This window comes from Acinetobacter seifertii (assembly GCF_016064815.1).
Taxonomy (GTDB): Bacteria; Pseudomonadota; Gammaproteobacteria; order Pseudomonadales; family Moraxellaceae; genus Acinetobacter; species Acinetobacter seifertii.
The window spans coordinates 1,523,383-1,537,680 of the sequence record NZ_CP065820.1 but is presented as its reverse complement, the minus strand read 5'-3'; the positions used below and the strand labels follow the sequence as shown (position 1 = coordinate 1,537,680).

Annotated in this window: 10 protein-coding genes; 7 read left to right on the top strand and 3 right to left on the bottom strand. The window is 40.1% G+C overall.

Annotated elements, in window-relative coordinates:
* Positions 1–20: 20 nt before the first annotated feature.
* Positions 21–1,733, bottom strand: coding sequence for an AAA family ATPase (locus I8T81_RS07245; protein WP_198072465.1), 1,713 nt, complete (start codon positions 1,731–1,733; stop codon positions 21–23).
* Between the two features lie 230 nt (positions 1,734–1,963).
* Here I8T81_RS07245 and mdh point away from each other — a divergent pair, with 230 nt between their 5' ends.
* Positions 1,964–3,136, top strand: a complete 1,173-nt coding sequence (gene mdh / locus I8T81_RS07240; RefSeq protein WP_077163420.1) for an iron-dependent methanol dehydrogenase — start codon at positions 1,964–1,966, stop codon at positions 3,134–3,136.
* A 195-nt stretch (positions 3,137–3,331) separates the two neighbouring features.
* Positions 3,332–4,300 carry an alpha/beta hydrolase gene (locus I8T81_RS07235; protein ID WP_198072464.1) on the top strand — a complete coding sequence of 323 codons (969 nt, stop codon included), beginning with the start codon at positions 3,332–3,334 and terminating at the stop codon, positions 4,298–4,300.
* On the opposite strand, the gene I8T81_RS07230 is transcribed toward I8T81_RS07235, so the two are convergent.
* On the bottom strand, positions 4,297–5,487 hold the full coding sequence (locus I8T81_RS07230) for a helix-turn-helix domain-containing protein (protein ID WP_198072463.1): 1,191 nt from the start codon (positions 5,485–5,487) through the stop codon (positions 4,297–4,299). The genes I8T81_RS07235 and I8T81_RS07230 overlap by 4 nt on opposite strands.
* 142 nt (positions 5,488–5,629) lie before the next feature.
* On the opposite strand from I8T81_RS07230, the gene exaC reads away from it, so the two are divergent.
* The 5 genes from exaC to I8T81_RS07205 all read left to right on the top strand — a co-directional run bounded on the left by exaC (position 5,630) and on the right by I8T81_RS07205 (position 11,912).
* Positions 5,630–7,141, top strand: a complete 1,512-nt coding sequence (gene exaC, locus I8T81_RS07225) for an acetaldehyde dehydrogenase ExaC (RefSeq protein WP_191110550.1) — start codon at positions 5,630–5,632, stop codon at positions 7,139–7,141.
* Positions 7,142–7,361: 220 nt separating this feature from the next.
* Positions 7,362–8,798 carry an ethanolamine permease gene (eat, locus tag I8T81_RS07220; protein ID WP_198072462.1) on the top strand — a complete coding sequence of 479 codons (1,437 nt, stop codon included), beginning with the start codon at positions 7,362–7,364 and terminating at the stop codon, positions 8,796–8,798.
* A gap of 14 nt (positions 8,799–8,812) precedes the next feature.
* Complete coding sequence (locus I8T81_RS07215; RefSeq protein ID WP_198072461.1) at positions 8,813–10,198, top strand: ethanolamine ammonia-lyase subunit EutB; 1,386 nt, start codon at positions 8,813–8,815, stop codon at positions 10,196–10,198.
* Positions 10,199–10,208: 10 nt separating this feature from the next.
* Entirely contained in the window at positions 10,209–11,024 is an 816-nt protein-coding gene (gene eutC, locus I8T81_RS07210; protein WP_198072460.1) for an ethanolamine ammonia-lyase subunit EutC, read from the top strand.
* A 165-nt stretch (positions 11,025–11,189) separates the two neighbouring features.
* Positions 11,190–11,912: a glutamine amidotransferase gene (locus I8T81_RS07205; protein WP_198072459.1), complete on the top strand. Its 723-nt coding sequence runs from the start codon at positions 11,190–11,192 to the stop codon at positions 11,910–11,912.
* A 605-nt stretch (positions 11,913–12,517) separates the two neighbouring features.
* Here the strand turns inward: I8T81_RS07205 and I8T81_RS07200 are convergent.
* A complete protein-coding gene (locus I8T81_RS07200; RefSeq protein WP_198072458.1) occupies positions 12,518–14,245 on the bottom strand; it encodes a glutamine--tRNA ligase/YqeY domain fusion protein in 1,728 nt (575 codons plus the stop codon).
* Between the last annotated feature and the right edge of the window lie 53 nt (positions 14,246–14,298).

Here is a 14,298-nt window from a genome sequence, read left to right as displayed (position 1 = left end):
GTAATTAAGCCAATCAAACTTTATTCAATAAATAATAAAGCTAATCGAACCTGATCATATCCCATTCGAGGACTAGTTGCTTCAACAATTGGTCTTAGTTTGATCGAACCATCATCAGAAAAATGATCTGGATTCTGACGTTTTTTCAATTTCTTATAAATTTTACGGACTTCTTCAACCACTTCTTCACCAGGATGAGCAACCGAAATATCCAGCTTTTGTTCTTTATGAAGTCGAGCCAAGTGATTAATAATCGTCGCTGGTGTCAGGCCACGTTCATGCGCAATGTCTTCAATTTCGTAGCCTTCTTCAAACAATGCACGTGTTTCATCTAGCGTTGCCGTAGCGTAATTTTGCTTGCCACCTTTTGCGAGTTTCTTCTCATTACGAGAAATCTCAGTTTCGTTTAAGGTGCCGCCACAATGACGAATAAAGGCTTTATGCTGAGCCGTTAAATCTACATCTGCAAAGTTATCTTCGGCTTCTTTTGAAAGCTCTTGGAAACGGCGATCCGCTTTGACCGCTAAACTATCTAACTCTAAAGCTTGTTCATTAATACCTAATAACTTTAATCCAGTTAAAGATTTTAAGCGCGAAAGCGCAACATAACCCTGACCTTTTTCAAAGGTGTTCATGAGGTTAATTTCTGCAGCTTCCAAAGTCATGCCTTGGCTTTTATGAATAGTAATCGCCCACGCTAAACGAAGTGGAATTTGCTGAAAACTTGCAATCACTTTGCCTGCTTCATTTTCAACTGACCATGTTTCAGGGGCAACGAGCAATGTCGTGCCATCGGTTAGTTTTACTTTCGGCAGTAAGCCATTTTCGTCATCTTCTTCAAAGCCGATAACTTCACCCAAGCTTCCATTGATATAGCCCATATCAAAGTTGTTTTTGACAAACATAACTTTGGCATGCTTTTTCAGTGTGAGTTCTTCTGGTGCGCGTACCGAGGATTTTAAAGTTTCTACCAGTTTCTCATTACCATCTAAAACGGCATTGAATTGATGCCCTTCATTATCAATTTCATTTAAGTGCTGATAATTGATATTGTCGACATCCATATTATGCGTATAAAGACGAGTAAAGGTCTCACCAATATCATGCGAGCGTGATTGACGTAATGCGTGTAAATGATCTGCTTGAATATTTTGCGCACGGATCGCATTTAAAATCTGATTCAGAATTTCATCGTCTTGACGGTGTTGTTCTGTTAAATAACATACGCGAAATTTGGCTTCGACCCATGCATCTGACATAAAGCAGAACTTGTCACGGTTGGCTTCACCATTACGTCCTACAGGTGGTAACTGGAAGAAATCTCCAGCCACAATGACTTGAATGCCACCAAATGCCTCATCACTTTCTTTAAAATATTTTAGGACTTGATTGACCAGATTGAGCTGCTTTGCATGCAACATTGAGATTTCATCGATAACGAGAACTTGCGCATTTTCAAGGTGTTCCTTGAGATATTTACGCTCTTTCATACGTTTTAAGTCATCGTCAGTTAACTGATCTTTAATACCGATGCCCGCCCACGTATGAATGGTCATGCCGTTCATATGCGTTGCCGCAATACCTGTAGATGCTGTAATAGCCACAGGCACTTTACGTGCTTTTAGATATTGGATGTACTGATTGAGTGTATAGGTTTTCCCTGCACCAGCCGAACCGGTTAAAAAAACATTTTCACCTGCTTTGAGCAGTTTAAGCGCAGTTTCCTGTTTCATAATCTCATATGTACATCTTCAACAGCCCATAGCTTAACGATTTTCCCGAAAAAATTAAATGAATGCGCCAAATTTTATATAAAGTCATTAAAAATCAATAATTAAGTCCTAAGTAATATTTGGTAGGTTTTTGGTAGGTAGGAAAATAATCTTCAGATCACAATACTAAGCCCATGGTGAGGCTCACCTGTAATAACAAACAATGGATTTATGGAAAAAGGAATCACTCCATGGCTTTTAAAAATATTGCAGATCAAACAAACGGTTTTTATATTCCTTGCGTATCACTCTTTGGACCAGGATGTGCTAAAGAAATTGGTACGAAGGCACAAAACCTCGGCGCAAAAAAAGCATTAATTGTGACCGATGAAGGCTTATTTAAATTTGGCGTTGCAGACCTTATCGCAAACTATTTAACTGAAGCAGGCGTTTCGAGCCATATTTTCCCGGGTGCAGAACCTAACCCAACCGATATTAATGTTCACAATGGCGTGAAAGCCTATAACGACAATGGCTGTGACTTTATTGTGTCTTTAGGTGGCGGTTCATCTCACGACTGTGCCAAAGGTATTGGCCTAGTTACTGCAGGCGGTGGTCATATTCGTGACTATGAAGGTATTGATAAAAGCAAAGTGCCAATGACACCACTGATTGCAGTGAACACAACGGCTGGTACTGCATCTGAAATGACTCGTTTCTGTATTATTACCAATACAGACACTCATGTAAAAATGGCAATTGTTGACTGGCGTTGTACCCCACTCATTGCAATTGACGACCCGAAACTCATGATTGCAAAACCAGCTGGTTTAACTGCTGCAACAGGTATGGATGCATTAACCCATGCAGTTGAAGCATATGTTTCTACAGCGGCAAACCCAATTACCGATGCGTGTGCAGAAAAAGCAATTACGATGATTAGCCAGTGGCTACAACCTGCTGTCGCAAACGGCGAAAATATCGAAGCACGTGATGCAATGAGCTACGCACAGTATTTGGCTGGTATGGCATTTAACAACGCGTCATTAGGCTATGTTCATGCCATGGCGCACCAGTTGGGCGGTTTCTATAACCTACCTCACGGCGTATGTAACGCAATCTTATTACCACACGTATGTGAATTTAACTTAATTGCTTGTCCAGATCGTTACGCAAAAATCGCCGAGTTAATGGGTGTAAGAACTCACGGGTTAACAGTGATGGAAGCTGCCTATGCTGCAATTGACGCCATTCGTAAACTGTCTGCATCGATTGGTATTCCATCTGGCTTAACAGAGTTAGGTGTGAAAACCGAAGACCTTGCAGTAATGGCAGATAATGCTCAAAAAGATGCATGTATGCTGACCAACCCTCGTAAAGCTAATCATGCTCAAGTTGTGGAGATTTTCAAAGCAGCACTTTAATCCTGATGTAATGGCATGTCCCTCTAGTAAGTCAAATCCCTCCGACCGTTGACTTACTTTTTTGGGGAATACTTAGCTCCAGCGGTATTCCCTTTTTTTAGAACCTATACTCCAACCTTCTCCAAACCTGATTGACAATTTGCCCATTTCATTGAAGGATACTCTGCATGTCTTAATTACAATAGCCCGATAACAATGAATACATCTTTAGCTACTCAAACTTATGTTCCAGATATTTTAGGTACTGGCTACGAACAGCTTACCCTCAACTTTCCTGATGATTATGAAGGTAAAGTTGTAGCCACCTTAATCCGTAAAAAAGCCGCTCAACCGACTCAAAAAGCCGTACTGTATATTCATGGTTTTTTAGATTATTTCTTTCAAACCGAAATGGCTGAGCAATTTAATGCTCATGGTTATGACTTCTATGCACTTGATTTAAGAAAATATGGGCGTTCAAAATTGCCTCATCAAATTTTCTATAATGTGCATGATTTAAATGAATATGATGCCGAAATTACCCAAGCATTAGAGATTATTGGCGAAGAGAAACATACCCAAGTCTTACTTGCTGGGCATTCGACTGGCGGATTGACAGCAACGCTTTATGCAACACATCACCCGAATCACCCTCTTATTAAAGCACTATGGGCAAATAGTCCGTTTTACGACTTCAATTTAAGTCTAGTCGAAAAGAAATTTGGTATTCCAATGCTCAGTCGAGTAGGAAAATATCTGCCAAAAGTTAAATTTCCAAGCCAACTGAACAAATGGTACGCCACCAGTCTTCATAAAAAATATCAAGGTGAATGGGACTTCAACCTCGACTGGAAACCTGCATCTGTTTCTACAGTTCAACTCAGCTTTATTCATGCCATTCATACGGCTCAAAAAGAGATTCATCGCGGAGTTAAGCTAAACGTTCCTGCACTGATTATGCACTCGCACCAAACTAAAAACCCTAAAAAATGGGGACCAGATGCGACTCAAAGCGATATCATTTTAGATGTTAAAGACATTGCCAAATTTGGTAAAAAAATGAAAGGCGATATCTCTGTAGTTTCTATTCACAATGGATTACATGACTTAGTGCTTTCAGGCCAGCCAGTACGGGAACAAGTCTATCAACAATTGTTCCAGTGGCTAGATCAAAAAATCACCTAACTGAGTCTAGGTGAGTCAAGGTATTTCACCAGCAGTTGATGCGCAGGATGTTCACTCGGTACTAATTCCATAAGGCGTTCTACCGCATCAATTGCTTCAGGAAAATGAGCTAAATGCTTAAGTAATAAATCTATTTCTTGTGTTTTAAAAATTGCATCGCTCAAGCGTGACTCAAGACAGTCACGCCATGCACATAAAAATGGACTTTCTGTTTTTGCCAGAAATACACCTGTGTAAAGCTGCAAAGCTGAAGCTGCATATCCCGCATCTAGTGCTTGTTCAGCTTGTAAAAAATCGGCTTCAACATGTACAAGTAATCGATATGGACGTGAACCAAGCAAACCGCCCAAAATATCGCGTAGTTGAGACATTTCAGCTTTAAGCGTACCCATACTGACTTTACGTTCGCCATAGAGTGCCTGATAAAGATGCTCTAAAGTTAGACCATGTGGACATAATGCCAATATCGTCAATATTTCAATTTGACGCGGCGTTAATAACAGACTTTTGCCATTAAATTTAACTTGTGGTGTCGAAAAAGCACGAATATGTAATTGCTGGCGCTGCTGCTCTAGCAAAGCGGATTGAATAATGGATGCACAACGTTCAGCAGCCAATATTCCTAAACTATTATGATTCTTCCAAGTGGTTGATAAATCAACAACCCCTAGAGTTTGTTTTGAGTATGGATCGATAATCGGCGCAGCATAACACACCCAATCATGAATCGATTCCATGTAATGTTCGTTTGAAAAAACACAGCTTGATTGTTGAGTTTTTAAAGATAAAGCTAAGGCATTGGTGCCCACAAATTCTTCACGCCATTGCCCACCCTGCACAAAATGCACACGTTCAGCAGCACTTTGCATTTGAGCACTTGTTGCCGTCCAGATAATCGTACTGCCGATATCACCGACAGCAATTACCATTGAAGATTGCTCTGCAATATGACGTAAGTCGTCGGCACATTGGCTTAAGGCCATATCTAAAGCGTTTTGTGAAGCAGTTTTTTTCTCGACTAATGGAGCAGCAAAACGTTCTTTAGGAATCGCTGCAGAAGCTGATCGTTCCCACGAGCTTGCAATACTTTGGCCGAGTTTGGCAGCATTCTGAGGAGAGAGACTATTTTGCGTGCGCAGTTGATCAATCAACGTCCTTTGCTGCAATAAATCCTTTTTTGTGAACATTTGTAAATTCCTTATATATCCACATTTCTATTCCAACCTTTCTCCAACCTTCTTCTTTATATCCTAATTATACAAAGTACGAAAGTACCTACTGACAGGGTTCTTGTTAGTCTTTAGTCCTAAAAAGCAAAGGAATATTTATATGCGCTATATCGATCCAAATCAACCAGGCTCAAAAGTTCAATTTAAATCACAATACGAAAATTTTATTGGCGGTGAATGGGTAGCACCTGTAAAGGGTGCGTATTTTGACAACGTATCTCCTGTTGACGGAAAAGCTTTTACACGTATTCCACGCTCTAGTGCCGAAGATATTGAGCTCGCTCTAGATGCAGCGCACAAAGCAAAAGCAACATGGAATAAAGCATCACCAACGGTACGCTCAAATATCCTTTTAAAAATTGCTGATCGTTTAGAAGCAAATCTTGAAATGCTTGCTGTTGCAGAAACTTGGGATAACGGTAAAGCAGTCCGTGAAACTTTAGCAGCTGACCTTCCGCTTGCGATTGACCATTTCCGTTATTTCGCTGGATGTATTCGTGCTCAAGAAGGTGGTATCTCTGAAATTGATGAAGATACTATTGCATATCATTTCCACGAACCACTCGGTGTAGTGGGCCAAATCATTCCGTGGAACTTCCCGATTTTGATGGCAGCATGGAAACTTGCTCCTGCTCTAGCGGCTGGTAACTGTGTGGTGATTAAGCCAGCTGAGCAAACTCCAGTAGGTATTTTGTTAGTGGCTGAACTGATTCAAGACATTTTACCGCCGGGTGTTCTTAATATTGTCAATGGTTTCGGTTCAGAAGTCGGCCGCCCATTAGCGACAAACCCACGTATTGCAAAAATCGCATTCACAGGTTCAACTCAAACTGGACAAATGGTGATGCAATATGCGACCGAAAATATTATTCCAGTTACCTTAGAACTTGGCGGTAAGTCACCAAACCTTTTCTTTGAAGATATCTTGGACAAAGAAGATGACTTCTTAGAAAAAACGCTTGAAGGTTTTGCCATGTTTGCCTTAAACCAAGGTGAAGTATGTACTTGCCCTTCTCGTGCTTTAGTACAAGAAAGCATTGCTGATCAGTTCTTAGAGATGGCAGTCGAGCGCGTAAAACGTATTAAAACCGGTCATCCACTTGATACTGAAACGATGATTGGTGCTCAAGCATCTCTACAACAACAAGAGAAAATCTTACGTTGTATTAACACTGGTCGTGAAGAAGGCGCAGAGCTCTTACTTGGCGGTAGCGGCCGTAAAGAAGTAGGCGATGGTTACTATGTTGATCCGACTATTTTTAAAGGTCACAACAGCATGCAAGTTTTCCAAGAAGAAATTTTTGGACCTGTACTTGCTGTGACAACGTTCAAAGACTTTGACGATGCAATTAAAATTGCCAATGACACTATGTATGGTCTAGGTGCAGGTGTATGGTCACGTTCAGCTCATATTTCTTATCGTGCTGGTCGTGCTATTGAAGCTGGCCGTGTTTGGACAAACTGCTACAACATCTACCCTGCACATGCTGCATTTGGTGGCTACAAGAAGTCTGGTATTGGCCGCGAAAACCATAAGATGATGCTAGATCATTATCAACAAACTAAAAACTTGTTGGTGAGTTATTCAACTAAACCAATGGGCTTCTTCTAAGTTTCGCACCAAGTTGATACCAAACTATCAACACTAGAAAAAAGTAAGGTCATAAATTATATAAGAAGCCAGTAATTTAGATTGCTGGCTTCTTTATTTACGATTGTTAAGCTTGAATTTTTATCTTTTAGAATAAAAAAGCTCCATCTACTCTCTGAAGTGCTTCATTTAGGCATTGCTTTTGCATTGATTCATATAAACCCACTCGCAGGAGTATTGTATGAATCAACCAGAAACAGCTTCCGTCATTTCTTCAAGCACAGAAGTCTCATCAGCAGAATATTTTGCTCAGCGTCAACTCAAACAAGGTACGGTTGGTTGGTTGCTCCTGATTGGTTTAGGTGTAGCTTATGTGATATCGGGTGATTTTGCTGGCTGGAACTTTGGTATTGCTCAAGGTGGTTGGGGTGGCATGTTTATTGCCACTGCACTCGCTGCGCTTATGTACTTATGTCTGTGTCTTTCTATGTCGGAAATGTCTACCATGATGCCGACAGCAGGTGGCGGTTATAGTTTTGCACGTGCTGCCTTTGGCCCTTTTGGAGGCTATTTAACAGGAACAGCCATTTTAATTGAATACGCAATTGCCCCTGCTGCTATTGCCGTATTTATTGGTGGTTATTGCGAATCTTTATTTGGCATAAATGGCTGGATGATTTATCTCGCCTGCTACGCCATTTTTATGGGCATACATTTGAAAGGTGCTGGCGAAGCTTTAAAAATCATGTTCGCAATTACCCTTGTCGCTGCTGTTGCTCTGGTTGTGTTTATTGTGGCAATGATTCCACACTTTAATGCACAAAATTTATTTGATATTCCAGTTGGTACAGGTGTAGGCACAAGCAGTTTTCTACCTCATGGCTATTTAGGCATCTGGGCCGCTGTTCCTTTTGCAATCTGGTTTTTCCTTGCAGTTGAAGGTGTTCCATTAGCAGCCGAAGAAGCGAAAGATCCAGCCAAATCTCTCCCACGCGGTTTAATCGGTGCAATGCTCATCTTAACGGCATTTGCCATGCTCATTTTATTCTTGGGTGCAGGCGCAGCAGGTGCAAGTACTTTGCAAAACTCAGGCGCTCCGCTCGTAGATGCTCTGGTTAAAGTTTATGGTACCAATACTTGGCTTGCGACTTTTGTTAACTTTGTTGGTTTAGCAGGTTTAATCGCGAGTTTCTTTTCAATTATCTATGCATATTCACGTCAAATCTTTGCATTGTCACGAGCTGGCTACTTACCGACGTCACTCTCTTTAACCAATAAAAATAAAGCCCCTTATCTTGCGATTATTATTCCGGGCATTATTGGATTCTTGCTTTCACTTACCAAAGAAGGCGATTCACTGATTTTAATCGCGGTTTTTGGTGCCACTATTTCCTATGTGTTGATTCTTTTATCCCACATCAAACTGCGCCTATCTAAACCCGACATGCCTCGTCCTTATAAAACTCCTGGAGGAATCGTTACTTCAAGTATTGCGTTAGTTCTAGCAGTCGCTGCTGTGGTTGCAGGCTTTGTTGTTAATCCGAAAGTTTGGTTTATTGCTGCCGCTATTTATGTCGTATTTATTGCTTACTTTTTACTCTATAGCCGTTATCATTTAGTTAAAGGTACACCAGAAGAAGAGTTTGCAAATATTAAAGCCGCAGAACAAGAACTATAAAAAAGGATTCAACTATGAGTTATCGCAATATTGTCGCCAATCAACAGTATCACTTTGCTGACTTGAAGACCTTGATGGCAAAAGCTACACCACTACGTTCTGGCGATGAATTAGCAGGTATAGCGGCCAGAGATGCAACCGAACATGTTGCGGCACAAATGACTTTGGCCGATGTACCGCTTAAAACCTTTTTAAATGAAGTTGTGGTCGATTACGAAACTGATGAAATTACACGCCTAATTATTGATGAACATGACCTAGCTGCCTTTGCCCCTATTTCACACTTTACAGTAGGCGATTTTCGAAATTGGTTACTTGGGGAAGAAGCAACTGCCCAAAGCTTAAAAGCATTAGCATCAGGTTTAACTCCAGAAATGGTGGCTGCTGTCAGCAAAATTATGCGCAATCAAGATTTGATTTATGTCGCTAGCAAATGTGAGGTAATAACCCAATTTCGCAATACGATTGGTTTAAAAGGTCATCTTTCTACCCGTTTACAACCGAACCACCCGACCGATGATGTGCTTGGTATTTCTGCAAGTATTTTAGATGGTTTGATGTATGGCAATGGTGATGCCGTGATTGGCATTAACCCTGCAACAGATAACCTACATAATTTGTCAGAGCTACTAAAACTACTTGACCATGTCATTCAGGAATATCAAATTCCGACACAATCTTGTGTACTTACCCATATCAGCTCAGGTATTCAACTTGCTGAAAAAAATGTGCCAATTGATTTAATGTTTCAATCAATCGCTGGGACCCAACTGGCAAACGAAGGATTTGGAATTTCACTCGATTTACTACAAGAAGGATATGAAGCCACACTCGCACTCAAGCGCGGAACCATTGGACAAAATGTTATGTATTTTGAAACGGGTCAAGGCAGTGCCTTATCCAGTAATGCACATCACGGCGTTGATCAGCAAACATTAGAAACGCGTGCTTATGCAGTAGCTCGTAAATACAATCCGCTTTTAGTGAATACAGTCGTTGGCTTTATTGGTCCTGAATATCTTTTTAACGGTAAACAAATTATACGTGCAGGACTAGAAGACCACTTCTGCGGTAAGTTACTCGGAGTACCAATGGGTTGCGACATTTGTTACACCAACCATGCCGATGCAGACCAAAACGATATGGATGTTCTCCTTACTTTATTTGGTGCTGCGGGCATTAACTTTATTATGGGAATTCCCGGTTCGGATGATGTCATGCTCAACTATCAAACGACCTCATTCCATGATGCCCTCTATTTAAGACAACTCCTCGGTTTAAAACCCGCCCCTGAGTTTTCAGCTTGGCTTGAACAGCAAGGTATCTTTAAACAGCAAAACTCTCAAATCTGTTGGGCAGACCATATGCCTGACCAATTCTCTCGTCTGCTCATGGACTAGGGAGAACACCATGAAACTGAATCGTGATATTCAATATCCATCTTCTACTCATCAAGACCAGTGGGAAAAACTTAAACAGTTTACCGATGCCCGTATTGCTTTGGGCCGCGCAGGTTGTAGCATCCCCACACAAGCCTTACTTGAGTTCCAATTGTCTCATGCACAAGCAAAAGATGCAGTTTATCAAGATATGGATGTTTCCTATTTATCTGAGCAATTAGCGCAAAGACAGCTACAAAGCATTCATGTTCAAAGTAATGCCCCTAATAAGGAAATCTATCTTAAACGTCCTGATTTAGGCCGTCAGCTTTCAAACCTATCAAAAGTAGCCTTAATTAAGAAGTATGCAGAAAATCCGCAACAATATGATGTTTGTATTGTGGTCGGTGATGGACTCTCTGCAAGAGCGATTGAAGCGAATGCCATCCCATTCATTACATCGTTAAGTGAGCAAGTTCAGCAAGAAAACTGGACTCTTGCACCCATTGCACTGGCAACAGGCAGTCGGGTTGCTTTAGGTGATGAAGTCGCAGAAATCTTTAAAGCATCCATGCTAGTGATGCTTATTGGAGAACGTCCAGGTTTAAGCTCTCCTGATAGTATGGGAATTTACTACACGTGGAATGCATATTCAGGCTGCCTCGACGCCAAACGTAATTGTATTTCCAATGTCCGCTCAGCAGGCTTAAGTATTCCTGTTGCAGTACAAAGGTTAATCGCACTCATGAAAAAGTCAAAACAACTTGGCTTTTCAGGCGTTAATTTAAAAGATGAACATCAACTTGCAGATATAGGCCTTGAGACAACTCAAAAGCTATTATTTTAAAAGATGGAATATGCAAACAGATTCACTCAAAATAGGTAATCGTTTGCATAACAACATTATCTTAACGAAAAATATCAATTTTCAGGTATTGACGATTTATACAGATATTTTCTTCTTTATATTTATCGCTATACTCCACCTATTGATCTTCTATGAATCATTTGTATGAGCACAACAAACGCCTTCCCAAAAACTATTTATGCCATTCAGCATCTTGCTTTCGAAGACTTAGGTTCATTAGAAGATGTCTTTTATCAACTTGGCTTCCGCGTCCGTTATTTTGAAGCGGGTGTAGATGATTTAACTGCTGCTTTTGCATATGATGGATTAACTATTATTTTAGGTGGTCCAATCGGGGTTTATGAAACTGAAGATTACCCATTTTTAAAAGATGAAATTGCTTTACTAAAACAACGCTTGGCAGCAGATAAACCTACACTTGGGATATGTTTAGGTGCGCAGCTAATTGCTCATGCACTTGGTGCTAAAGTATATGCCGGTCATCAAAAAGAAATTGGTTGGAGCCCACTGAGCTTAAGTTTACGCCCTAATCAGGTATTATCTCCTTTACTTAATAATGTTCATGTCCTACATTGGCATGGTGATACTTTCGATCTTCCTGAAAATGCTGCCCTTTTGGCTAGCTCAGATATTTATACCAATCAGGCATTTGAAGTTGGTAATAATATTCTCGCGTTGCAGTTCCATATTGAAACTACTGAAGAACATTTTGAAAAATGGCTTATTGGCCATACATGTGAACTTCGTAGTGCCAATATTTCAATTCAGACACTTCGTGAAGAAAATAAAAAATATGCTCAAAACCTCGAACATGCTGCTTTTGAAATAATTCAAAAATTCTTAAAAAGAATTGGTTATAGTACCTAAATGAAGTGGTTTCTAATGTTTCATGATCACTATTTTTTAACACTTGGTATTTTACGATTATTTTTTAAACAAAAAAACTTTATATTTTATTTTTAGAAACATTTCAGAAAAATTTCAGTGTATTATTAATTTGTAACATAAAATATACGCTGATTTACTATGGATATCTGGAAGTTTATTAAAAGCTTTAATACGGTTAATACTTATTTAATGCTTTCAACTATACTTCTCCTATTATTAGTTCTTTATTTTTATGTGATTAGTCCTACCTAAGCTTGTTTGCCAAGGAAGCGAAATCATAAAGAAAAAGAATATTATGATGAGAAGACCTCCGAAAAAAAGCCCAACCTTATAGTTGGGCTTTTTTAATATTTTCTATTTACTCACAACATATTTATAGTCTTGTGAAAAAGTAAGAGATAATCAAGCTCGACTATCTACTCACAACATGTTGTTCGACTTGCGAAAAAGTAAGAGATAATTAATCTCTGCTCTCTACTCACAACATGTTGCTCGTCTTGCGAAAAAGTAAGAGATAATCAATCTCTGCTCTCTACTCACAACATGTTGCTCGTCTTGCGAAAAAGTAAGAGATAATCAATCTCTTACTTTTTCTCAGGTTTGAAGCTGTCTTTCAAATCAAGAACGCGGTTAAAGACTGGTTTTTCAGGAGTGTGATCATGTTGATCAGCAACAAAATAACCTTCACGTTCAAATTGGAAACGATCTTCAGGACTCGCTTGAGCTAAAGCAGGCTCAATCACAGCCTGTACCACTTTCAACGATTCTGGATTAAGGTTTGCTAAGAAGTCATCATCTGCATCAGGCGCTGCTTCAGTAAATAAACGATCATAAATACGCACCTCAGCAGGAATACCTTTTGTCGCAGATACCCAGTGAATTACGCCTTTTACTTTACGGCCTTCAGGGTTCTTACCTAAAGTTTCAGGGTCAATTGAACATTTCAACTCAACCACTTCACCATTTGCATCCTTAATAACTTCATTACACTTGATGACGTAAGCATGGCGTAAACGCACTTCACCATCAGGTATTAAGCGCTTAAAGCCTTTAGGAGGAACTTCTTCAAAGTCTTTACGGTCAATATAGATTTCCTTGGTTAAAGGAATTACACGGTCACCCATATCCACGTTAGGATGGCGAGCATGTGTAAGATCCATATCTTCTGGTAAATTGGTCAAAGTCACTTTAAGTGGGCTTAAAACAGCCATGCCGCGCGCAGCAGTATTTTCTAAAGATTGACGAATGCAGAACTCAAGCATTGCAACATCAACAATACCGTCAGTTTTAGACACACCTACACGTTTACAGAAATCACGTAAGCCCTCTGGCGTAAAGCCACGACGGCGCATACCTACAACTGTTGGCATACGTGGGTCATCCCAACCGTTTACATAACCACCTTCAACCAGCTTACGCAATTTACGTTTAGAGGTAATCGTATAGTCTACGTTCAAACGAGAAGATTCATATTGGTGTGGAACAGATTTAGATTTAACCTTTTCAACAATCCAGTCATAAAATGGACGGTGATCTTGGAACTCCAATGTGCAAAGTGAATGAGTGATTCCTTCAATTGCATCAGACAATGGATGAGCATAGTCATACATTGGGTAGATTTTCCATTTATCACCAGTTTGGTGATGCTCTGAATGCAAAACACGATACAAAATCGGGTCACGCATATGCACGTTCGGGCTTGCCATATCAATTTTGGCACGTAGAACTGCTTCACCTTCTTTGAGTTCACCATTGCGCATCTGTTCAAAGCGAGCAAGATTCTCTTCTACAGAAGCATCACGATATGGAGAATTTTTACCTGGCTCGACAAAATTACCGCGATTTAACTTAATTTCTTCCGGAGATTGCAAATCAACATAAGCATCACCTTGCTCAATTAACTGAATTGCCCATGCATAAAGCTGATCAAAATAACCAGAAGCATAGCGTGGTTCACCATTCCAGTTAAAACCAAGCCATTTCACGTCATTGGCAATACCATCAACATATTCTTGTTCTTCTGCATCTGGGTTTGTGTCGTCAAACCGTAAATTACAAAGGCCATTAAACTCTTCAGCAACACCAAAGTTTAGACAGATTGCTTTTACGTGACCAATATGTAAATAACCATTTGGTTCTGGCGGAAAACGCGTTACGATTTGTTTTGCACGTCCGGCAGCCAAATCATCAGTAATGACTTGGCGAACAAAATCTAATCCAGCCTGTTGTTCTTGCTGCGCAGAATCGACAGAGGCATGAGTATTCGGTGTCGGGTTGTTTGGCAGGTTCGAGACAACATCATTAGGCTTCATAGTGTATCAATCACTTCTTTGTAGATAAAATTTCGAAAAAATAAACGCTATCT

Bases quoted from the DNA above. Each gene is read 5' to 3' on its own strand.
- eutC (WP_198072460.1), top strand. From the start codon at position 10,209: ATGAAACTGAATCGTGATATTCAATATCCATCTTCTACTCATCAAGAC.
- exaC (WP_191110550.1), top strand. From the start codon at position 5,630: ATGCGCTATATCGATCCAAATCAACCAGGCTCAAAAGTTCAATTTAAA.
- I8T81_RS07200 (WP_198072458.1), bottom strand. From the start codon at position 14,245: ATGAAGCCTAATGATGTTGTCTCGAACCTGCCAAACAACCCGACACCG.
- I8T81_RS07230 (WP_198072463.1), bottom strand. From the start codon at position 5,487: ATGTTCACAAAAAAGGATTTATTGCAGCAAAGGACGTTGATTGATCAA.
- I8T81_RS07245 (WP_198072465.1), bottom strand. From the start codon at position 1,733: ATGAAACAGGAAACTGCGCTTAAACTGCTCAAAGCAGGTGAAAATGTT.
- I8T81_RS07235 (WP_198072464.1), top strand. From the start codon at position 3,332: ATGAATACATCTTTAGCTACTCAAACTTATGTTCCAGATATTTTAGGT.
- I8T81_RS07205 (WP_198072459.1), top strand. From the start codon at position 11,190: ATGAGCACAACAAACGCCTTCCCAAAAACTATTTATGCCATTCAGCAT.
- I8T81_RS07215 (WP_198072461.1), top strand. From the start codon at position 8,813: ATGAGTTATCGCAATATTGTCGCCAATCAACAGTATCACTTTGCTGAC.
- eat (WP_198072462.1), top strand. From the start codon at position 7,362: ATGAATCAACCAGAAACAGCTTCCGTCATTTCTTCAAGCACAGAAGTC.
- mdh (WP_077163420.1), top strand. From the start codon at position 1,964: ATGGCTTTTAAAAATATTGCAGATCAAACAAACGGTTTTTATATTCCT.